This is a genomic window from Polaromonas sp. P1_F1 (assembly GCF_056405795.1).
The window spans coordinates 34,807-57,556 of sequence record NZ_JBFUBJ010000008.1 but is presented as its reverse complement, the minus strand read 5'-3'; the positions used below and the strand labels follow the sequence as shown (position 1 = coordinate 57,556).

The following is a 22,750-nucleotide window of genomic DNA, read 5'->3' as shown; positions in this document are numbered from 1 at the left end:
TCCTAGAAGTTCTTGGTAAAGCTCAGTCCGACGAAAGCCGCCGACTTGCGCTCGGCGGTGTTCGCGTTTTGAACCGACCGGTTAACTGCAAAATGCGCGTCCCAACGGACGTTACTTCCCGCTGCCCCACTAGCCAGCAATTTCAACGAAGCGCCCTCGGAACGTAGAACGGGCGTGCGCACGGCACTGGTACTTGCCCTGAACGCGATGTCCACGGGGCCTACGGTGCCCAGGCGCTGAGTAAGTACGGCGGAGTAACCATGTCGCCCGTTGCGACCTAGCGGTTGTTCGACAAAGACAAGGAGATGTGTGCCGGTGCTGAGATTGTTGGAGACGGACAGCCGGGCCGTGTCGCGCCCCCAGTTAATGCCGTTGCCCAGCCGTGTGTTGACGTAAGAGAGGTGGATGTCGACCAGCGGAAACTTGTGGCTGTACGCAAGCGCGAGTTCATGCCAACCAAAGGTGCCTGACGAAGTCCATGCCGAGGCGCTGAACCCGTAATAAGAAATCCCGGCGAAAGCGTGTGCGGAAGCACTGCGCCCTAGAACGACGTCTCTGTATTCAGAAACACTTGAAATTCCAGCTCCTGCTTCTACGTGCGCGCCGGGTTCGGGAATGTTTAGCTGCGCGATGGCGGCAGAACTCAGACAAGCTGCGCTCAAGCACGCACCTATCCGGGCGCAATGAATGCGCCAAAAGCCCCGTGAGAACATTGCGCCCCCCTTTTTGCTCCTTATACTATTTGTATATAGAGGTGACAATTGGCATTATTTACATAATCCACATCCTGTTCGGGCCATATTTTCTCAAAAATGGCAAGCCTACTTATTTGCGCGCGCTATTGCTCAAGCTCAGAACGCAGGAGCTGATCATTCGGGACGGCGATATCCAGGCGAAGTGACCCACCCTCTAATTAGAGGAGCAATAGAGCGTTTCAACCGTTTTGAGTAAGGCTAAGTGAATTTGGTGCAGCGCGATTGGACCGTAAGAAATGTATAGAGGTGTCCATGCGATCAACTGCAGATGCCCGCGCCACATCATCTAGATAAATCCACGACCACAGAAATTAATACTTCGGGGCTGTCTTTCGGATTTCTAAAGTATTTCCGGAATATTTAGAACAACCGCTCGTTGAGGCGCCCCGATTTCTCTGATTTATCCGCAAGACTTCAAAGCGCACGGACCTGGCTCGCAACACCGCGAAGAAGCACCAGAACGCAACGAACAAATGGTCTTCCGAATAAGAGGCGGCACAGACGATCTTAAGAGGCCGCAGAGAAAGTGGTTCAGGGCAAGGGCAAATGCCTATGAAAGATCGCCACGACTACCTTTTGGTTTGACTGCGGCACCGGTGCATGGATATGAATCCTATCCATGTGCGGCTGCAGCTTGGCGTGCCATTCACAATATATGGTTTTACCCCTGATCACTACTTCACGAGCCTCTCTAGACTCCTTCTTGTCGAAGACGTTTGGTTTCTCCGGTGCCATAACTAGTCCCAAATTGTGGAAGCGCCGCTCGATAATCTGATGGGATGGGGTGGCATTCATGTCGTCCCCTGCTGGCTCGCCTCGGACTAAGGCTGGTGGAGGAAAAGTAAACACCCAGTGTGCGTGGTCATCAAGTGCAGCTAAGTATTTATAGACAGTTCTACGCAGGGCAATATATGAACTAAGGTCGTTCAATCCGCCCCACGCCGTGGTGGGAAAATAAAGATCGGGATAGGCATGAGGTGCCTGACTTTGAAGCACATCCCTACCTCCCCCCAAAATTTCGATTGAGTCACGCCAGAAATTTCGATGCTGAATTTCATCGGTGACCCAGTGGACAGTAGCGCTTCCATGTGCGGTAGTTGTCAGATGCTGGCCACTTCGACGAAGTCCCAAGCATCCTGTCGGACGCCCCGTTCTAACGCAATGGTGCGCCCATGCGACATCTGGATTCGCTGCCGGCATCCCCTCATCTATTTTCACAAGAACGGTCTCGGCGCCATCCGGCTCTTCTGCCTCATCGTAATAAGGAGGATTAGTCAGCCAGGCCGTGAGTTCCTGCCAAATCTCTGGGGTAAGCCTCATCGGTGAGTCAGGCGAACTAAGACTCCAGAGATCTATTGTCTCTAACATAGCTCGCGTTTGAAGCTCTCTTCCTATCCAAACGATTTCTGCTCGTGCGCGAGCCTGAAAGAGTCGATCTAGAAGACTCTCAATTGCCTCGATTACTTCGGCTTCACTCCAACCATCAAAACTCCATTCAGAGCTATCTACGACAAAGGCCACATTCAGCCCCCCTCTGGAGCTATTGAAACTGGTACGGCAACTGCTGGCCGCCGAAGGCGTCCAAGTGTGGAGACATCGATTTGATATTGATCAAAAAAACCGCGCGGCCAGTCGGAGACCGACCCTACCGCGGAAAATTTAAGATGTTGTACAGCAGACGCGTGATCACCGACGGGATCAAAAAAATGAACAAGTGCCTTCTCATGAGACAGATAAGCATATTCAGCGATAGCTCTTCTAACACCATTGAGTACATGATCCGAATGAGTTTCCAAGATGACCTGAACGCCCCGCCCAGCGAGCCATGCCAAAAAAACGCCCATACGCGATTGACCAGCGGGATGTAGGTGAGCTTCCGGATTTTCAACGACGAGGAGACCACCAGGCCGCGCCGTAAGACCTGCAAGAATAATAGGCAGAGCATAAGACACGCCAAACCCCATGTTGGGAGCGCGAACCCATTCCCCTCCAGGGCTACGGAACTGAAGCGCGGTAAAAGCCGAACCTGGATAGAACACCGGATCAATCTCGATCGGGCGAGCGATCTGCCCCAACCAGCGCTCGACTTCATATTTCAAAAAACTGGGTCTGTCCTCATCTTTTTCAGGGTGTATGCGTTGCTTGTCTTCGAGCGGTTTACTTCCCAGTGATCCCAGTATCTGCGCACAAAACTCTCCACGCACACCGACCTCCAAAGATTCGGAGGAGTGCGGGGAATCAGCGAGTACCAACCGGGGGCCGAGTCGCTCGGCACATAGGTATGTAAATGCCCTTGGCTCCTCAACATAGGCTGTAGGCAGCTCGTTGGGGGCATTCTGCACCGACAAATACAGAGCCTCATCAGCAGGCACGCCAAATTTCCATGTGCAGGTGATATTGGAATCAGCGCGCATGCTGATTTCAATGATTTCAGTAGACGTCCAATTGCGAACGCTTGCAGCAGTTCCGAGGTCCACTCCAAACAAATCCTTCAGGCCCACTTCCGTTTTTAGCGGGTATGCCGAGGCTCTTTTGACCAGTAAGAGGGCGTGAATAAATGATGTTTTACCGGATCCGTTCAGACCAGTCAGTATGGTTAGCGGACACACATCAAATTGCTGATGATGGAACCGCTTGAAGCCGTGAATAGTTACTTCCGAGATCACTTAAGTGCCCCAGCCAAAACTGCCCGTGTGCGTTCAATCCTTCCTTGCACGGCTCTGGGGTCACCAGTCCCGACTGTCACCGATCTCACGTATTCGGGGTCCTCAAACGCGGACCAGAACGCCGCGCGAATGGCCTCTGCTTTGGGGAACAACTCTCTAAGCCGGTAGTCCGCAAAAGCGACCGCCTGGCACTCGAAAACAGCCCGACTGATTGGACTGCGCCGCTTTGCCTTTGATGAGAGACGACGAAACGCCTGGTTTTCAAGAATAACGTGCGCGTTGTTCATAGCTTGTTCGAAATCCAGGCGCAAGGTGTGAAGCTCGTCGTCAGTAATTGGCGGGCCTTTTGCCGGTAGGCTATCGAGACGCCTAGTGTAGTCAACCAAGAATGAGTTCAAGCCGTTGTGCTTTCGGTACTCCTCGTCCGTGTAATGTCTAAGTGCGCAGAAGCGCAGTACCAGTTCTCGATTCGCCATCCGAGCGGTATTTCTGACTCGCATGCCGTTCACATCTAGGCCCCAGTAGCTCCACCCGGTAGCCGTATCGAAGACCTGCAACTCTGACAGGTCTTTCAAAAAGAGGCGGGACCTTGACTTACTCATCGCATGTCGGATTTCCTGGGTCGAGAGAGGTTCACCCAGCGTATTTACGCGTCCGAAAATGTCGTACTTCACTTCATCTGGGGTCTGCGGCTCGATAACGTGAACCACAATCTGTGCGGTTTGAACTCGGCGCAAGTCAGCCGGCTCCAGCATGGAAAAAGTGGCGCCGTGAAGGTGTTTTAGGTATTCCAGATCGCCCTTATCAAGAACGTGCCCGTTATCCATGAATAGCGAAACCGTGGATAGTCGCTGGACGCCGTCCACCACTTGGAACCTACCATCATCATCTTGATTGAAATAAAATGCGGGCAAGGGGATGCCAAGCAAGATCGACTCAATGAGTTTCGTGCGCTGGCGTTGTTTCCACACATAGTCGCGCTGGAAGTCGGGGGAAAGATCAATATCACCGACTTGGATCTGCGCCACTGCTTCGCGCAGAGAAAAGTACTTCGTGGTTATCCGAATTTTGCTCGGATCCCAAGGAACAGCCTCAGTGTTCGCTTGGCCGAGATCTTCTTCTTCGATTGCCGTCGACGCCAAAGTTGCGTCAAGTTCAACCTGTTCCGGTAGTGATGACTCATTCTGCATGGGTGTCCCTCAGTGATGCGGCTTTCGTTTGGAGCCCTAAGTATGGCGGTTATTCAGAGTGACATTACAACGCTTGCCAAAAAACTGGAAACCAGTTCGCCCGGATGGATGCTTGATCGGTGTTTGCGCTGCACGCCGCCTTGCCACCGGTCCTGCGTGGGCGTTATCGCCCCAACTCAAGACAAACGGTTTTCAATTTAAGGTTTGTATTTCACTCGTTTGGCATCCAGCGAGTCGGCCCTAATTTTGGCAACCTTGGCAATTTCTTCGCTCTGATCTTTAGCCTTGATGCGTTTTTTGAAATCAAGCTGGCCCACGGCAGCCTTAATGACAGCAATGATCTCTGCGGGCCACTTTTTTTTGTTGGCAACATCAAGCAAGTTCTGCAACTCCTCGAGGTCGGCATTCAATTGGCCAAATTGCTTCACGAACTCCCTCAGATCAGGAGGCCCATCCTTTTCCCATTTCTCGAAAAGCTCTCTCACTTTGTTCTCCCTGTTAACAACTCGCTGAAGTTCTCACCGTTTAACGCTCACGGAACCATATTTTTCTTAGTCCATTCGTACAAAATGCCTTTTTCATATCGCAGCTTTTCAATATTGTTGAATTCCGTCCACATCCGACCCACGTGGCACTACCCTGCTTGGTTTAAAGCAGGGGGGGATTGAGGAGTGATACGCGCACCCACACTTTGGTTCGCTGGAGAAGTCGTCAACCGACATGCTCACTCCCGGAAGCTGCCGCCATTCGTTGCGCAAAAGCGCTGGCCTGCTTGTCATAGGCCGCCTTTTGATCAGATGAAAGGAAGACATGGAGCAACCCTCTGGCGCGAGAAAGACCCGCGTAGTGCAACATGGAGCATTCAGGCTTCCCCATGCCTTCCATGTCGATAGCGAGCACTACCGATCTTTCCAGTCCCTTGAACGAATGCATAGTCGAAAAAAGCATGTCCCCAGCTCCGGCGTCGCCGACATCAACCAGGGGCACATTCGAGAGCGAAGCGATCTCGGCTACCAGGGAATGCGCACGCCGTCTTGTTGACAGGACCGCGATGTCGCCGGGTTTGACTCCCCTCTTCGTCAGCATCGCCACTGCGGACTCGAGTTCGGAAATCATGGCCTTGCGGCTCTTGGCGTAAATATTGTGACATTCTGGTCCGCTCGGCGCACCTTCGATGGCTAAGTCGATTCCCGAAAGAATTGACGCTTGAATCGCTACCTGACGGGTATTGCGACAGTTCTCGAACAAGTCGTCGTATGCCGGTTGGGCTTCGCGCAGACGCTTCTCGACTTGGTCCTGGATTTCGGTGTCATAGATGTTCTGATAGCGGTCGAAGAATATGTGCCAACGACCGCGATTGACACCTGGCGCGCCAAGCATCAGATCGAAGGCATCTATATTGTCCGGAGTAAGAAGGTCCTGCGCCTCGTCGATCACTAGTGCGTCCCAGGGCTTGAGATCGCATTGAATCGCCGCTTCGACAAACGTGCGTGGAAAGACTTCAGCGAAGAGTTCCTCGTCGCTGACCTTGGCGTTCAATCTATCTGCGAGTCCCGCACGATCAATTACCTCCTTGTACAGGGCGTGCACATGGCGAACTTCGATCGCCTTAGCCGCGGGATCTGCGCCGAGCGCCAGTGTCAAGTGCCGGGCGAGAAGTTGATTGAAGCAGAGGTAGAGCACGCGGCATCCCTGAGCCGCAAGCTGCCGGGCCCGGTCAACCGCAATGACGGTCTTGCCGGTGCCCGCTCTTCCGCGGACAATGGTCCGCGGATTTGCGGCCATTCGCCTAGAGGCACGTATCTGATCATTCGTGAGATGAATGATCGTGTTTTCCACGCCGGTGAGATAGCTTCCAAGATTGAAGCAAGACTCCACGTCCGGCCGCAGCAGTCTTCTTGCGAGCTGGACCTCGGCCTTGGTCGGAAGGCGCGGCGCTCGCCCATGCTTTCGGAGATACTCCTCTGTCCAGTGGCGCTGAAGTCGGCCAATGAACTGACGCACGTCGTGGCGGAACTCTCGATGATCCAGCAGAACCTTCTGCTCGATTTCAGCACCCGTGGCCGTGAATGTCTCCGTCGGCATGACGACACCGAATCCGAAGAGAATATCTCTGAAAGCAAGGTCACCTTCGACCAGTTGCTTCTGGATCGCGAACATTGCAGTCTTGGCCTGACTCCACGGGTCTTCACGCTTTGTGTACGAAGGCGAACCCGGATCGCCGAATATCCAGACGCCCTTGTCGCATGAGACCCTTCCGCCCTTAACTTCCAGGGCGAAGATACCGCGCATGGAGATGACCACGATATCTGCTTCGCCCCAGATCTTGGAGGCGTGCCTGTGAAGCCCGAGGGAGTGCAGTACAACGCAGTCCTGCTCGAGGTCGCGTCCGAGCTTTTCATATACCCTGCGTTCACCATACGTGCATTCTTTGGGCTGCTCAGGGATCAGGATCGCCATGCCGGTCAGTCTCCATGCAAATGAAAAAAGCCCTTCCAGCCGGGACCATCCATCTCTTCCGCCGATCCGACGAGCGTCGTCCGGTCAAGTTCCCTGTTGAATTTCTCGCAGGCGGTTTCCGGTACGAGAAGACAGGTGTGGCAGGCAGCACCGCTGATCCTGTCCCCGTGTTGCGCCGAATCCGTTTCAAGACAGACCGGATCGCTGCCGCACCAGTGTGCGGTGCGGACTGCCTGCATCACGATCCTGCTGATGTGCTCCGGTCGTGTCAAACGTACCAGCCCACCTAGACTTCCTTCCGAATCCGGGGAGCCGGTGTATATGAGCACGCCATTCATTGCGGGGCCATTGGCGTCAGCCTCACGGATATAGAGACGTTCGCGCAAAGCTGAGGCGGAATAACCGCAGTCAATGGAGATTGTTCGTATCAGCGCGTGCGCGAACGAGTGCACAAGCAAGAGCCTAGCGGTGATGCGGTAGTCCCGCTCGTAGCCACGCTGTTCGGCCACGCTGTGTGATCGCTGCTCAAGGGTAGCAATCCGCGGTTGCAACCCCGGACTGGCCTCGATCCACCTATCTATGGCGTCTGTGCGGAATCTCAGAAAGACTCCTTCCCCGCGAATCTCGGCCGCGGGCAGCCAGTTGTACTCACGCTTGGACAGAGGGGAAATGTGGCCGTCGCGCACTGCCTCTGCGACGCGCTCGCCGCTCACCGGAAACGGATCGATTCGAGTGAAACCCGCGAGCGCGCGAACCTCTCGCAGACGCGAGACTGCGCCCACCAGGTCGAACCAGCTGGCGAGACCCGGTGGCGGCTTGCTGACTGCGTTGCAGAAGTTCGGGGGAATTCCTCCCACGACAGGATCGTCACGGTCCGCAGACAGGGCTGCATACTCCTCGGCTCTGGCTCCCGCATCTGTGCGACCTTCGGTGACTCCTTCGATCTTCTGCTTTTCTTTGAACGCAGCAAGCAGCGCTTCGACAGGAACCCCGAAGCTGGCCGCCAGCCCATTGAGCACCGGCGTAACGGCCTCCGCCGGCAGCGCTGCAAGAGTCAGCCATTGGCTTTCGATGATCTGGAAGTTCCCTTCCGAGACGGGCGGGATCGAGAGCGCCGACACCACTACTGCGAAGTGCGCATTCGAGGCACCGCGCTGGAGTACGCGTGGAGTCTGATCACAACCCTCTTCCCGATCATGCAACCAAGGCCTGACGCCTCGACATTTCTGGCCACGGAGGATCTCTGGCCCGAAGGCATCTCCCAGGGATGCCGAGGAATTGCAAGTCTTGCAATGCACGTGGAGATCTGCGAGTGCCGCCGACTTCCCGAGAGACGTGAGCTCGAGCAAGGGCCGACCGCACGCCCCACCATCCCGCTTACGGTGAGCCCACCAGACCCACGGGAACTCGTCGATGTGACCGTTCCGACAAGCGAGTACAAAACGCACCGGAGTCGTCGGAACACCCTTGCCATGTGCTTTGCACTCAAGCCGGTTTCCATCGGGGGAAAGCTCGAATGGCTCGCCCTGTGTTCCGATACGGTGACATTGGGGACATTCATGCCACTGAGGAAACCGAATCGCAGGCATCGAACTGCGCGCTTCCACTTGCCCTCCCGCAAGTTCTGCAGCCACAGGTGGCAATCTGAAGTGTTCGACTCCCAGCTGCGCAGCGAGCCTGGCCTCGTGAACGATCAGGGAAGGTGATCGCGTGGCAGCGTCCAGATCATCCAGCCCCATCGGCATGAATGACCCTTTTTCCAGATCAACGATCGCGCCGATTCCATAAGTGGAGATCAGCTGCGATCGGCGAACTTTTCCCAGTGGCTCCACGCCGACGGGCGCGGAAGCACTTGGGGATCGCGCCGAGTACTTCTTACTGTGTGTCGCCATCTGGCACCTCCTTCTTCTTGGAGATCGTTTTCAGAACGAACGCCGAAGAGGGCTCGACCTCCCGCATCGTGTTCGGTGTCGGCCACGATAGCGTTCCCACCCTGCCACCGTCTTCGGCAGAACTCATCAGATGCGGCGCGGTCTTGCCGAAAGGCGCCCTGCGCTCCCAGTATCGGAGACGCATCCCGGTCGTTCTCGCCTCATGACTGCGTCGCGCCCACTCCGAGACGATTGCACGAATGTCTTCTTCGGTTTCCTCACCCTCCGCGTCGCCAACCGCATCGCGCACTCGTTGAGCGATGCTGCCTAGCAGGGCGACGACACCTGGATCATCCGCGTGGAATCGAATCGCGTCATCATCGCCGGACATGCCCGGCACCAAGTGGCGCACCGCAGATATCACTGCAGCGTGGAGTGCCTTGTCGCGCGCGCGCGGAGCCCAGGGAGTCACGCTCGTTGCCTCGACGTTCCGGTACAGCGCATCGTGATATGGCTGGAAGTGCTCGAAATGAGAAACATCTCTCGGTCTCCCAAAGTTGTACAAAGTGAACACCAAGCCCGGGATGCCACGCCCCACCCGACTGCTCGCCTGGATATATTCGGCAGTCGACTTGGGCTGCCCGTTCACCACCATAAGACCCAGCCGCGGAACGTCGACCCCGACGGAGATCATGTTCGACGCCAGTACGTTGTCCGGTGGAGGTGCATATTGGAACGGATCTGCATGGAACTGAGCCAGAGTGGTCGAGACTTGTTGCAGCAACTGCGGGAGTTCTCTGGACGACCGCCTGCTACTGAGCTCCATCGGTGGCTCCCGAAAGTCTCGCCTAGCGACGCTCAAGCGGCCGGCAAGGAAGCGCATTTGTCGTGGCACGTCATCCTGCACCAAGACATCGGCGCCCCCGAGTTCACGCAAGCTGTTGAAATAGCACACACATGTCCAATACGCATCCCGTGTTGCGTCGTCAAGATGCTCACGTTCGGTCAGAGCGGCGATGCTTTGCGAAAGCGCCGCTACGAGAGCCTGCAACGCGAACTTGGGGCTTCGACCGGCAGTCGATATGCCCACATACAGGCGATCCGGCCCAACGGAATCGCGGACAGCAAAGAAGGAGTCGCCTGCATCGAAGCCTGGAGGCGGGAACTGGAGAACGCTCCGGTCAAAGAGTGCTCTTACCTGGCTTGCCGCTCTTCCGATCGTCGCCGTAGATCCGATGATCTTTGGCCGAACCGGCCCCCTCGAACACAACAGGTCGATGGCCGCCTCGTATAACCCTGCCATCGAGCCAAGTGGTCCGGAAATGAGGTGCAATTCATCCTGGATGATCAGTCCGGGCGGCAAGCCACCATCCAGACCGAAAATGGAGCGCAGATCGCCTCGACGAGGGATCTGGGCAAACTTATCCACCGTTCCGATCAGTAGCGATGGGGGGTTGGCGTAGATGACTTCGTCGACAGTCAGCACTGGCAAGGGATGACCACGGGTCGCGCATTCCTTTGCCTCGCAAACAATGTCGATTCGTGCATGGGTGGCATGCGGTCGGTAAGCTGTGGCGGCCAAATCCGATCCGCATACAGGGCAACGCAGAAGCTGGCGCGGTGTGGACCTGGGGTTCTGCCTGGCACGCTCTTCCTCCAACGCCTTGAGCGCGTCCTTCATCGAATTCGGTGTCGCCTCCTTGCCCACATACAACCCGATACTGATTGTCGCAGCACCCAGCCTCGTGTCTTCACGGCGGATTGCATCGCATGCGGAGATCAGGGCGGCCGCGCGTTGAAACTGCTGCACAGTAAGGAGGCGCAGCGTGTACCGCATCAAGACATCTACCCCGCCCTGTTCGCGCCGCTGCGTGTCAGTGAGCCTTCTGAGAAATATCTGATAGGCAGTCAGTGCGAGGTACGCTTCGGTCTTGCCGCCTCCGGTGGGAAACCAGAGTAAATCCATGAACTCTCGATCGTCGAGCTCGGGATCGGTCAACCCCGGAAGTACCAACAGCACATATGCGAGCTGGAAAGGTCGCCAGACCAATGGTGGGACGTTCTTCCCCTTGGCTGGGTAGGTAGCCTGACGATCCATCGCGGAGTTCGCCAGCGTGAACGCCGCCCATGCCTCGTCGTTTCCGCGCAGGAATTTCACGCCATCCTCAATCCGGTCTGCGGTGGACAAACACCGATCAAGATTACTCTGCGCCGCAGCGGCGAGAGGTGGGTGAAAGTTGCCCAGTCGCGGCTCCAACGTCTCCTTGATCCATTGTCGGTAGCAGTCGGCGAATGCCATCAACGAATCGGTTACCGGGCCTCGTCGAGCCTCGTCAGAGAGAAAGCGCGCAGTGAGCGCATCTGGCCATTTCGTCCGGAAATCAACGAGCATCCGATGCCCTGCAGACGTCGTGCCCGGGACTCGCCGAAGTGGCAACCATGCTGTCCGAATTTGCTCGACGCGATCCCCGTTTGATGGCGCCCAATCTGCCGCCACGCCATGCCCGACGGCAAACTCATGCACGTCTCGGTAGAGAAGTGCGTTCGAACGAGCGTCGTCGTCTGCCTCTTGTTCAATGTCAACAGCCGGTCGAGGTCGGATGCCCCCGCGGCCCTCAGTCAAAGCAGTAATCACCAGCTCTGCCTGGAATAGGCATCGCGCATCCCGACCACTCGCGCCGCGTTCGTCGAACTGCTCGTTGATGAGCGTAACGGTGTACATGTCCTGTACGGAACCGACCCGGCACTTCACGTGCAAGGACAATCGTGAATCCTCGACTTCAGTCCCGTCGCTGATACGCTGGAATCTGCTCAACCGCCTGACTCCAGAGGCAGCCGTAGGGGGAAGCTCGATCTTGTAGCCAACCGGAAGGCGCTTCCATTCGCGTCGTGAACTCGAGGTAGATGACTCGCTGGCTGCCCCGGCCTTGTTGGCAGCCGTCTCTCCTTCTTGTCCTGCGCTATCAGACGGACTGACGTCGAGCGGCTCATAGCGAGCAGTATCACCGAGCGTCACAAGGACAGTCGCGCCTTTCTCGACCGCGAACGTGAGGCCAATCGAGCAGGGTCGAATCGCCCGGTAACCAGGCACCGCAGATTCTTCGCCAGCCTCGGCGTCCCCCTGGCCACCAAGCTCTCCATCATCATCGGCCCCATCGACTGGGGCGTCCTGCGGCCAAAGGATGCCAGTGAGATATGTATCTGCCGGTGCCGACTGGAGTACTTCGTCGGCCACAAGTGGGCCAACCAGAAGTGCTCCGGCCAATTGCACCAACGACTGTCTGGTTTCTTCGAGCGTCATTTCATTGTCCCTAGCGCTTCCAGAGCTTGAAGTCTCCCGTACCGAACAAGGTCACTCCGAGCCAGATAAGGCTCGAACGCCAAGGGTCTGGGATAGCACGATGCTCGTCACGAGTTGATGTCAGCGTGACAACCTCCCCAACGCGGAGGTTGTAGATGTTTTTGGGCATCCCGTAACCCCGATTCCACAGCACATTCAGCAGATCCTCCGTCAGCTGCCAAGCGGTCCGGCCCAGCACCAGTCCGTCCAGTTCACCACCCTGCAGTACTAGCTCGTAACGGGCATCCCTGTGCCTTCCTGACTCCGGGACGGCAGTCGCGCGCCGAAGTGCCACCTTATATCCCCGCAATGCAGATGCTTGCCGAAGCAGCGTCTGCTGCACTTCGTGGACTTTCGCCTCACCGCCGAGGATTTCCTCGTCCACAAAGCTCGTCGCATCGATATCGCCCCGCAGCCCGATCTGGAGGTTCAGCATTTTTCCCCAGCCGACCTGTCTGGACCTTCCGTGAAGAAAGGACGTGTCGTTGAGCGCCCTGTAGATGCTCTCCGCAGGCAGGCGCCGGATCTGAAGCCCGGCGCGGGTAATGGCCACGAAGCCAATATTGGCCTCTTCGAGTGGATCGGCCGGCGAATCGTCGTCTTTGCGCGGTCGCGACTCGAGCAACTCGACGTTGTCGAACTCCATGCCCTTGGCTTGATGGATGGTGGTCACCAGCACCTGCGTTGCGGCCTGATTCTCGTCATCCGGAAATGAATCGGGCCATTCGAGGCGCTGACGAACGTCCCCCATATCAATCGAAGCTGCCGTGTCCGACTGTCCCGCTGCGTGCGCAAGTCTTCGCCAAGCCTGCTCAACGCTTGGTATTGCGATCACGGCACGTACGGAAATATCAAGGTTAGCCTCCGCATGTGCATGCAGCATCGGAAACACTGTCCGCGCGATGGTAGGCAACTTATATTGGGAGAGAAGTGCAGCAATCCACGCTGGCGCATGGACACCGTCGCCGGAGAGTTTGAGACGAAAATTCACCGCAGGGAGGCCCTCCGCCTGACCAAGAAGCATTGTGGCGACTCTCATCGCTTCGCCATTTGTCCGCGTCAGGATCGCAACTGAGCCTTGCGGCAGATGCGACATCCACTCGGAATCAATCCGTTCTCCCGTCGGCGATACAGGCAGTCGATCGAGCAAGTCTCGCATGGCTTTCAGTTTTCTTGCCGGATCGAGCAAGTTGCTACGCAAGATTTTTCGCATGCTTCCAGCGAGAGTTGCCAGCTGCTCGGTGGATCTGTAGTTCTTCTCCAGACTGATCTCGATCAGCCCAATACCCATGCGCTTCTTCAGGTCCTCCCAGGGGTCTGTCGGCGGTGCGCCATCCTGGACTCTCTCCGCAAATCGGAATATCGCCTGCGCTGGATCCCCCAGCACCGTGAATCCGATCTTTGTCTTCCCACCACCGTTCAGCCTGCTAAGTAGTTCAGTCACCATTCTGGCGCGCACGCCAGGCAGATCCTGAAATTCGTCAACGATCACATGGCGCACGCTCTCCAGCCGGCTTGCCAGGGCATCATCGGCAGGGTCTGCCAGTCGTTCGGAGACCTCCGCAATAGTTTCGTCATGCGTTCTTCGCAGCAATTCAGCGGGAAGCGAGCCTGACTGCCGAAGCATGCGGAATGCCCAGGAGTCGAATGTCCGGATGGAAAGATGCCTCAGGTCCTCAAGCAATGCCTCGTCTTTCAGATCGAGATTCTTGATTCGCCGCGTCAGAGTCGCCACCGCGCTGCGCGAAAAACTCAAAACCAAGATCTGCGAGGGATGTAAGCCCGAGCGAAGTAGATGCACCAAACGCATCGAGGCGACCTGGGTCTTGCCGGTGCCTGGGCCCGCGACCACGAGAAGCCAATCATCAGGAGACGCCTCTATGACCGAGCGCTGCTGCGCGCTCAAGGCGACAGTGAGAACGGGAACCCTCCCGGGGCCATCAGGCACCCTCGACATCTTTTACTCTGGCCATCGCCGCTCTCATTGCCGACTGCAGAGCGAACGGACTCGGAGGGGACATCCAAGGCTCAGCCCCAAGATCACACACCTACAAAAATCGGTCCCTCTCTTCATCTACGACCTCCAGCGTTTGTAACATTATGCAGCCGTAGTCTGCGGAGGCTCTCCAGGACATGCGGCGTGGGTTCGGTGCTCATGATTTTCTTTCCTGGCCGGCCTCATACCCGCCAGAAGTTCCTTGTTGGACATCTTTTCCGATGGTCTGGAATGTGTCCATCCTCTATTTAGAGGGGGGAATGCGCGCTATCAGATCTGCAGGCGCCGGCTTAAAGCCTACCGTGAGAACCGCGATGGCCTGCCGCACGGTGCAATCGGGAGATTGCGAGGGTTTTCACCCCGTAGGGCCATCCGAAAGGTCGTTTTCGCGTACAAACAACCGGAAAATAGAAATAAAACATCCTGGAATGTGTAATTTGCGATTTTTATTTGACATTAATTTATCCAGGCATGACAATTAATACATCCCTGGAAATAATATATCAACTCCCCAGGAGAAAGAAATAAAAAATGCACCCAGCACAAGACTCACTTCCCACGCCCATTGGCACGCTCGACAGCCTCCTGGAAGAGGGCGACACCTCGGCAAAGCCGCACAAGGTATTCATCGCGCATAACCTGGGTAACCGTGCATTCCTGCTTTCCATCCCCATGCATGATTTCCACTCCATGTCCGCCGTTGCAAACGAGCGCGGAGTTAACGGCGAGCCGGTAGCACAACGGAAGCTGGATGAAGTCCACGCGACGAAACTCGCGCAATTCATCCTTAAGGGGCTGGTCTCTGCCGCTATCGAGCGCCGGATCATCACGAAGAAGCCGGAGTTTTCCGGGCTGAACTCCGTGTTGGACCGCATGGGAGGACAACCATACCTCGCCTTGCAACCTATCGTCGCCAACATCCGCACGAGTGATCCGCGTGGCGCCAACCTGCCCGGCTCGCGGATGGTCACGAAGGATGAAGAAACCGCCTGCTTCAAGGTGATGCTGTCCCAGCGTGACATCCTCTGGGTCGTTGACGGACAACATCGCCGCAAGGCGATGGACCTCGTTTTCGAGTTTTTGCACGGCATCCAGTCGTCGCACCGTTATCCGAAAAAGGGGAGCCTGTTCGCCTCCGACACCCTGGACATCTCGAAGGAAGATCTCACCGTCTGGGCGGAGTGCCTGGAAGTTGCGCGAGGGTTCTGCACTGTCACCGTGGAAGCGCATCTCGGGTTGAACGTTGATCAAGAGCGTCAGCTTTTCCATGACCTGAACAACCTGGGCAAGAAGATCGAGAAGAGCCTCGCACTCCAATTCGATAGCTCCAACCCGGTCAACCGCTTTATTAAGGAAGTTCTGGTCGATGATGTTCTCGGGATGGACCCGATCGAGAAGGACATCGTGAATTGGCAAGACGACACGGGACAACTCACGCTCAAGGACATAGTGGCGATCAACGCACATCTATTCCTGAATAAGACCAATATCAGCGGCGCCACCCCGGCGGACGTTGAGAGTCGCAAGGATGTCGCCACGGCCTTCTGGACGGCTGTGAACGCGATTCCGAACTTCGGCCAGCCCGGAGCGAAGATGAAGACCGTTGCCGCGCAACCTGTCGTCCTCAAGGCGCTCGCAAAACTGACCTTCGACTACGCGTTCAGCAAACGCAAGCCCGTCGATGCTGAAAAACTGCTGGAGCGCCTGCTGAAGGGCATTCCTGCTCTGGACTACTCGCACGAAAATCCCGCGTGGCGGTACTACCAGTTTTCATCTGCCGAGCGGCAGGGGGCTGGGGTGGAGGACTACAAGGACTATTTGCCTTCCGATAACGAAGGCTACAACCGCGACCTGGGCGCATTCGATCCCACAGCTAAGGTGATGCGCTTCGGTGCCAAGCACAATGACATCTATCCGATTATTGGTGACATGTTCCGCAAGGAACTCGGGCTACCTACCCGTCACGAGAAGCAAATCAGCATCGCCGATCTGTAATAGCCTCGATCAAGGCCCCGCTAGTGCGGGGCTTTTTTTCTAGCTTAGTCCGAGGACACCACCGCACCTTGCGCCGGAAGTCGTTGTCGGGCAATTCCTTCATGTAATGGTTGATGACATCGCCGAGAGTGAGCATCGCTGGGCCGATCTCTCTACCTATGTTTTGATATGCCAGAGCGCCCCTGTGCGTCACCGAATTTGATCCACAGGGGATATAAGCGGATCACAAGCAGTATCAATCGTGTTGGCTCAGAGAGCCGACCAGTTCCCCTCGACGATGTGCTGCCGATCATTCGACCAAACGAATTCACTGCATGTGTCGATAACTGATTCGATTGGCCAGCGGGCGGGACCTTTGAGGCTGCACTCCCACACGATCGCAACGCGCCAGCCGAGTTCAAGTAACGCCGTCTGTGCCAATGCATCACGCGTCTGATTAGCTGCAATTTTTGCTGCCCAGAATTCCGTCCGCGTCGCCGGCATCCTAAACATCGGGCAATCGTGCCCATGCCAAAAGCAACCGTGCACCAGAATCACTGCCCGGTATCGCGGAAACACGAGGTCCGGTCGTCCCGGCAAATCCCGCACCTGCAGGCGAAAACGCAGGCCACGCGCGTGCAGTCCACTTCGGACCAGAATTTCAGGTTTTGTATCCCGTCCCCGGATACGGCTCATATTGAGCTGACGCTGCACGGGTGTAAGTACATCGACCATCTGCTCTCCTATGCATCAGCGACGATGGCCTGCAAACAGGTCCTCAGGTCGCCAGTACTCATGCCCGGACGCAGCGTAACAGCGCCGAAGCGGAATTTCTCATGGTATTGCGGATGGAACAGGCGGCCAGGTAATTGGGTGCTGCGGAAGTCGGCACTTAAGATCGGTACGTACGGCGTGAGCAGATATGCGGCAGTGACGAACCTTTCAATCCGCCCGTTTTTGGTTTCCTGGACCAGGGCATCGCGATAAGTGTGAATCGAGCTCAGGGCGTCGTTCAACCCGTCGTTGATCCTGTATTTGGCATCCAGCACGATAACGCGACGGCCAAGTCCGCCGAGGCCTGTGCCCGACAAGACGATGTCAGGCACCATAGTCCGACTGAAACTACCCTCACCGTCAGGCTCATTCCAATACTCACGATACTGCCGCTGAAAGCAAAGTTGATTACCCCCGCCAACAGGCACCGTTACGGCGCTGGCTGCGATAGTCACACTACCGGAGGCGCTGGTGATGAACAGTTTGCTCAGATCAACACCAGCAGGGCCATACTCCTCGACGGCTGCACGCAGCAACCTCAGAAAACACCAGAGTTCATAGAGCTCATAGGTTCTGGCCAGCGGCATCTGCAGAAAGTCACCAAACAACGCGGCAAGTCCAAGATTCATGTCCTGCCATAGCCGATAAAACCGGTGATAGACCGGGTCGCTGCGGAACAGCGACGACATGCGCAGCAGTGCAGGTCCCTCGCTGACTTCGGCCATGAAGCCCGCTCCCGCCGCTTCATTGAGGCGCAGGGCAACGTGTCGCGCGCGAATGGCCCAGCTGCCGGCGGTTGAGACAGCCTCGAGATCGTCAGAGGCGCCAATCCGTGTAAGTATGTCGGCCACACCGGACAACCATGCAGCCCACGATCGCAGGCACGCCTTGATCTGCCGGTGTTCCGGAATATCCACACTATTCCGGCGTTGCCGCAGCGTAATCTGCGCAGGCAGCCGTCCGTGGAGCGCTACTGGCAAGCGCGAAGGCCGAGCGATTTCCGTACGTATTGCTCCAGAGCGGAACGATTTTATGATTTCCGGTCCGGTTGCGCGTTGTGCGCGATGCGACGGAACAGTCACTTCTTCCGCCCGTAGAAAGTGACGGGGCGAACGAGCAATTGCCGCGATCGTTGCTGTAATCTCTTCCGCCCGAGATCTCAGGAATTCAAGGCGGGCCAATGGCGGCGGCTTGTTACCGGGCTGGCGGGCGATCCCTTTGCGGAAGGCACTGAGCGAGAACAGAGCGAAAGTATCTTCCAGGACCTCTCGCACCATCTCATCGAAATCGTTGCGTGTGAGTTTGCGCAAGTCCGGATCGGTTGTGATTTCGAAGCGGCGCATGCCAATGCCGGGGACTCGTAAGACGGCTTCGACAACGCCGGCATGAAACCCGGGGGCCCAGCGCCAGCGCGCCACCCGTGATTGCCGCGATCGCAGCGCCTCGACCGGAACATCGTCAATAAGCAGGTCGGCTGACAGTGCATCTTCGCTATCCCGCAACTCAAACAGGTAGGAGGCGCCTTCCCGAATCGCTCCAGCAGGAACCACCTCCGGCATCGGCCAGACCTGCCATGCTGGTCCGCCGCTTTCGGCCTGGATGAATAGCGCTGTCACGGGTCACCGCATTGCCTGGAACGAGCCGAATTCATCCAGATCATTTAGCAGCTTGCGAACATAGGTCTGCGTCCGCGGCAAGCCAGCATTAGCCTTATCAAGGTTGCTGAGAAGCGGGCGCTGCCTTTCGGCGCCGCGCAGTTTAACCAGGACCTTCTGCACAAGCAGTTGGTCACTCACATCGTCCGCGAAATTTTTGAAATGCTGTGCGTCGAAGGCGTGATAGCGCACGAATTCTTCAATAACGCGGTAGCCAAAACCAAGGCCGTACTGCTGCAGAAGACCATGGGTCTCAGACAGTTTTGGCCCAGCGGCAGCGCACGCAGCTTTGAGGTCCGGGTATCGCGCCTCAAGCGAGGCCAGAAATCCGGGAACATCAACCGTGGACATGTCAATAACGGACGCACGATCGAGTACTTTGTCACTGACAGGATTGGTCGTCTCGTCGACGTTGATTGTTCCAATGATGAACAAATTCGATGGCAGTGGCAGCTCAGCGCGAATGCTGGTGCCTGTTGTTCCTTCCAGAGGCACGCCATTGGAGTGCAACTGCAGTGCGCCTTGCGTCTCGATGCAGGACAGTACATCGGACAGGTAATACTCCACTCTGGCCAAGTTCATCTCATCGAGAATGACAAAAACGGGAGACTCGCGGTGGGCAGTCGCGACTAAGACGGCCTCAAGAAACGTTGGTACGACATACCGGTTCGTCAGCACGTCGTAATAGCCAGTCAAGCCGGTCGGATCGGTCCACTCAGGGCGGACTGGGCATTCGAAAAGCAACGGATCGGGCGAAGTATTCGCCGTCAAACCATGAACAGCCCTTGCATATTTCAAGGCGAGCTGCGTTTTGCCGGTCCCTGACAGGCCCGAGAGGATGACAAAATGCTTGTGCTCGAGGAAATTCAGTGCAGCATGGAACCGCCGCACCTCCCCGTTGGGATAGTGGCCGCCGAGGGCTTTGACGGCTGCCTCGATGTCCTCGATCGGGATAGTCGAAGGCATACGCCGCATGGCGGGACCGAGCGTGGCCGTATCCGACCAGACCGGTAACTCATGAATCTTTTCGCGCCCAACGAGGCTGCCAACCCATCCGATGAATTCCCGAGCCAGCAGGCTTCGGCGTGCTGAGGCCGTAGGTGGATAGAGTGCAACCACAATCTGATCCGGTTCAGTCGATGGACCAAATGGTGTCAGATCAAAAGCAAGGCTGTTCCAGAACTTCGCGTTACGCAACCAGAGACGCCCATCACGTGCAAGATAGATCGGAACAAGGTTGTTGCGCGCGCTGTACTTAATCGTCGCGCCGGGCTCTTCTGCTTGTTCTTCTTCGGTTGCCTCTGCGAAGAAGCCTGCGTCTTCGCCGCCGCTCTTTGCCGCGGCCCCGATTCTTTTCATCTCGGAAAGCCGGGTCAGGAAGTTCGCCCTGTCTTTGCGAACCAACACGGAAAAATAAACCTCGTCCTCGGGAGGGAACCGCATAACGCAAGCGAAGATAAAGGCTTCAGCGTCTTCTTTTACGTTGTCCAGATTGACGACGCCAAGCTGAATCCCGCCTTCGACTATTTTTGCGCTATTCGAAACGCCGAACAGCTCACGTGGGCGAACCGCCCTTGATGTTCCGAAGTGCTGCTGCGCCGCGTCAAGAAATTGCCGCTGCCGCTCTACGAGGTTCATACGTCTCCCGCCTTTCTTTTTCTGATTGCTTCAGCACTTGCAGCATGTGCGTGGCAACGGCCTTGGCCAGCAGAGGAGGCACCGCATTGCCGATTTGCTTGAACGCGGGATTCATGGTGCCACTAAACTTGAAGCCGTCCGGGAACGACTGTAGCCTGGCGGCCTCACGAACAGAAATAGTCCGGGCTTGTTTGCTGTCGTAATGAATATGGCTGTAGCCGTCTTTACCAAGATGCGCCATCAGGGTGCGAGCTGGCTGATCTCTCCACATTTTCCGCCATTTGTTGGGAAATTTGCTGGCATCGTAAGGCGGAACGATCGATGCCCAAAGGGCTTTATATTTCACCGACCCCTCTGCGATCTTCGTGCCTTTGGCGCGCTCAACTGCCAGCCGTTCCTCAAACATTGTGACAGCATGAGCATAAGCCTGCGGATATTGATCCCCCGGATTAAGCCGGGCAAACAGTTCATAGTCTCGTGGGAGATAGCGAATCACGTGGTCCTTAAGGCCATCCTTTGGCGCCTCGAGATTGGGCCAATTTCGCATAAGGCTTGCGTAGGCAGAAGGCTTCTTGCGGCCGTAGCTGACAGGCTTGTCAAAACGACGGGCACCACGGGAGATGGCGCCTGCGGCCAGCAATTCCCGCGCGTTGATTGCGGGGAGATCGCCCAGCGCGTCTTCCGCTGTAACTGCCGGTGGCAGTTCACGGCTGGCGACAGGAGGCTCGATATACGAGTGGGCCTCGTTTAAAAGGCTGCGAAGTGTCTTGAGTGCCACCGAGCGTGAGCCTTCATAGCCAGGAGGGAGTACAAGCCAGTTTGTCGGCTTTGGGAAAGAAACTTTATCTGCCAGTTCGCGCCGGTAGGCGATCAGGAACATCCGTTCCCGCATCTGCGGTACCCCGTAGAAGGCCGCGTTCAACAACGTGTAACCGCATACATAGCCCTTGGCTTCAAGGATTTCGCAGGTTTCTTCGGCAATATTCTGACCCCCATGATTGAGGATATCGGGCACATTTTCCATGAGCACTGCCAGCGGCTCAAACGCGTCAACGTACTCAAGATATTTTTTATAGAGCTGGGCCCTGGGGTCGTGAATAAAGGCTTCGGGATGCTCGTCAATCTCCCTTAGCTTGGACCGGCCAACCCGTGCAAACGCCTGACACGGCGGCCCACCCACCACCACATCAAAAGCATCCTTCACCTTGCCCAGGTCTAGTTTCTGGCACAGATCAGCAGGGCTCGTCTTGGTGATATCAATCGGTTCGCTGTGTGCGGCCGCACCACCATGGAAATTCAGACCATGCGACCGCGCAGCCTCGGGATCAAACTCGACCGCGCCTCGCACCTCGAAACCTGCGGCTTCGAATCCGACTGAAATGCCCCCACAACCAGAGAAGAGGTCGAGAACACGGGGTTTTCCTGCTGCCTGTAATCGGGCGAGCTTGCGAAAGATGGCGTCTTTACTCATTGCGAATTAGATCCTTGTCGTGACGGCAGCCGCAAAGGCAGCTCCAGCTGGCCCTGGTTTTCGTCGAGAAAGCGTTGAACAGCCATTCGGATCACCCACGCAGAGGACACATGATTTGCGTCGGCCAGTGCCAGGACCTGCAGATGCGCGTCTTCTGGCAACATCACAGAGGTTCTGACTGTCTTGCGGTCAAGGGCGACAAGTGGGCTACGAGCCATGAGATGCCTGTCCGGGTGGGTGGTGGTGCTATTTTGCACCACCATGCATACTCATGCACCACAAAATTTAAGGCCCCGGGCATGCATATGCACGTTCACGACCTTCATTATACTGTATATAAATACAGTTATCGAGGTTCCCCATGAACCGCTGCAGATATGCGTGCTCCTAAGCACCCTAGGCCCGAATGTTTGCGAGTCTGAAATTGAGGCTTGCTCCTAGAATCTCATCGACCTTTGCACCAGTAGCGAAAAGTAGTTTCTTACTCGGGGAAGCACATGGAAAACAGATGGTGTACCGCTTGCGGACAAGTCTTCAGCCCAAGTCCTAAGGTCCCTCGACAAAGTTACTGCCCCGATCCTGACTGTCAACGTGAGAGGCGGCGCCTTTGGCAGCAGGCAAGAAGGCGGAGCGACCCGGACTACCTCGACAACCAAATAAAGGCTCAAAAGGCCTGGGGTAGAAGGCACCCAGACTATTGGCGTGCCTATCGAGCCGAGCACCCCGACTACGCGGAGCGCAATCGACAGCTTCAAGTTGAACGCAACGAGAAGAAGCCGTCTCCCGCGTCCCCTGCTATTGCAAAGATGGACGAGTTCCTCGGCTGTATTTCTCTCCCAACAGGGATATATCGCCTGGCACCCATCGGCGAAACCAATATTGCAAAGATGAACGTCTGGACCGTGCAGATCACTGTGCTATCAGTCGCAAACGAATAGATGCACTGCATTGCAAAGAGAG

Annotated in this window: 15 protein-coding genes; 1 reads left to right on the top strand and 14 read right to left on the bottom strand. The window is 56.4% G+C overall.

Annotated features, from left to right (window positions below; all coding sequences use genetic code 11):
- Positions 1-2: 2 nt before the first annotated feature.
- The 9 genes from AC1DZE_RS19210 to AC1DZE_RS19170 all read right to left on the bottom strand — a co-directional run bounded on the left by AC1DZE_RS19210 (position 3) and on the right by AC1DZE_RS19170 (position 14,188).
- Positions 3-662, bottom strand: coding sequence for a hypothetical protein (locus AC1DZE_RS19210; protein ID WP_477700439.1), 660 nt, complete (start codon positions 660-662; stop codon positions 3-5).
- 624 nt (positions 663-1,286) lie between these two features.
- Positions 1,287-2,276: a hypothetical protein gene (locus AC1DZE_RS19205; protein ID WP_477673145.1), complete on the bottom strand. Its 990-nt coding sequence runs from the start codon at positions 2,274-2,276 to the stop codon at positions 1,287-1,289.
- A 2-nt stretch (positions 2,277-2,278) separates the two neighbouring features.
- Entirely contained in the window at positions 2,279-3,421 is a 1,143-nt protein-coding gene (locus AC1DZE_RS19200; RefSeq protein WP_477700438.1) for an AAA family ATPase, read from the bottom strand.
- Complete coding sequence (locus AC1DZE_RS19195) at positions 3,418-4,611, bottom strand: GmrSD restriction endonuclease domain-containing protein (protein ID WP_477700437.1); 1,194 nt, start codon at positions 4,609-4,611, stop codon at positions 3,418-3,420. Before AC1DZE_RS19195 ends, AC1DZE_RS19200 begins: the two co-directional genes overlap by 4 nt.
- 197 nt (positions 4,612-4,808) lie before the next feature.
- The gene (locus AC1DZE_RS19190) at positions 4,809-5,096 is read right to left on the bottom strand and encodes a hypothetical protein (protein WP_477700436.1); all 288 of its coding nucleotides are present in this window, start codon (positions 5,094-5,096) and stop codon (positions 4,809-4,811) included.
- Positions 5,097-5,322: 226 nt separating this feature from the next.
- On the bottom strand, positions 5,323-7,071 hold the full coding sequence (locus tag AC1DZE_RS19185; protein WP_477700435.1) for a nuclease-related domain-containing DEAD/DEAH box helicase: 1,749 nt from the start codon (positions 7,069-7,071) through the stop codon (positions 5,323-5,325).
- A gap of 5 nt (positions 7,072-7,076) precedes the next feature.
- Positions 7,077-8,963 carry a DrmB family protein gene (gene drmB, locus AC1DZE_RS19180; protein ID WP_477700434.1) on the bottom strand — a complete coding sequence of 629 codons (1,887 nt, stop codon included), beginning with the start codon at positions 8,961-8,963 and terminating at the stop codon, positions 7,077-7,079.
- Positions 8,947-12,243: a hypothetical protein gene (locus AC1DZE_RS19175; protein ID WP_477700433.1), complete on the bottom strand. Its 3,297-nt coding sequence runs from the start codon at positions 12,241-12,243 to the stop codon at positions 8,947-8,949. The genes drmB and AC1DZE_RS19175 overlap by 17 nt, the downstream gene beginning before the upstream one ends.
- A 10-nt stretch (positions 12,244-12,253) precedes the next feature.
- Positions 12,254-14,188 carry a UvrD-helicase domain-containing protein gene (locus tag AC1DZE_RS19170; RefSeq protein ID WP_477700432.1) on the bottom strand — a complete coding sequence of 645 codons (1,935 nt, stop codon included), beginning with the start codon at positions 14,186-14,188 and terminating at the stop codon, positions 12,254-12,256.
- A gap of 621 nt (positions 14,189-14,809) precedes the next feature.
- Between AC1DZE_RS19170 and AC1DZE_RS19165 the strand changes: the two genes are divergently transcribed.
- Positions 14,810-16,273, top strand: a complete 1,464-nt coding sequence (locus AC1DZE_RS19165; protein ID WP_477700431.1) for a DNA sulfur modification protein DndB — start codon at positions 14,810-14,812, stop codon at positions 16,271-16,273.
- Positions 16,274-16,522: 249 nt separating this feature from the next.
- Here AC1DZE_RS19165 and AC1DZE_RS19160 read toward each other — a convergent pair whose 3' ends face one another.
- From AC1DZE_RS19160 to AC1DZE_RS19140, 5 genes are read right to left on the bottom strand one after another with little or no spacing between them, the layout of a single operon-like run.
- Positions 16,523-16,987 carry a very short patch repair endonuclease gene (locus tag AC1DZE_RS19160; protein WP_477700430.1) on the bottom strand — a complete coding sequence of 155 codons (465 nt, stop codon included), beginning with the start codon at positions 16,985-16,987 and terminating at the stop codon, positions 16,523-16,525.
- A gap of 8 nt (positions 16,988-16,995) precedes the next feature.
- On the bottom strand, positions 16,996-18,642 hold the full coding sequence (locus AC1DZE_RS19155; protein ID WP_477700429.1) for a DUF2357 domain-containing protein: 1,647 nt from the start codon (positions 18,640-18,642) through the stop codon (positions 16,996-16,998).
- 3 nt (positions 18,643-18,645) lie between these two features.
- A complete protein-coding gene (locus AC1DZE_RS19150) occupies positions 18,646-20,319 on the bottom strand; it encodes an McrB family protein (RefSeq protein ID WP_477700428.1) in 1,674 nt (557 codons plus the stop codon).
- Positions 20,285-21,790, bottom strand: a complete 1,506-nt coding sequence (locus AC1DZE_RS19145) for a DNA cytosine methyltransferase (RefSeq protein WP_477700427.1) — start codon at positions 21,788-21,790, stop codon at positions 20,285-20,287. Before AC1DZE_RS19145 ends, AC1DZE_RS19150 begins: the two co-directional genes overlap by 35 nt.
- The gene (locus AC1DZE_RS19140) at positions 21,787-22,053 is read right to left on the bottom strand and encodes a hypothetical protein (protein ID WP_477673044.1); all 267 of its coding nucleotides are present in this window, start codon (positions 22,051-22,053) and stop codon (positions 21,787-21,789) included. Before AC1DZE_RS19140 ends, AC1DZE_RS19145 begins: the two co-directional genes overlap by 4 nt.
- Positions 22,054-22,750: the final 697 nt, after the last annotated feature.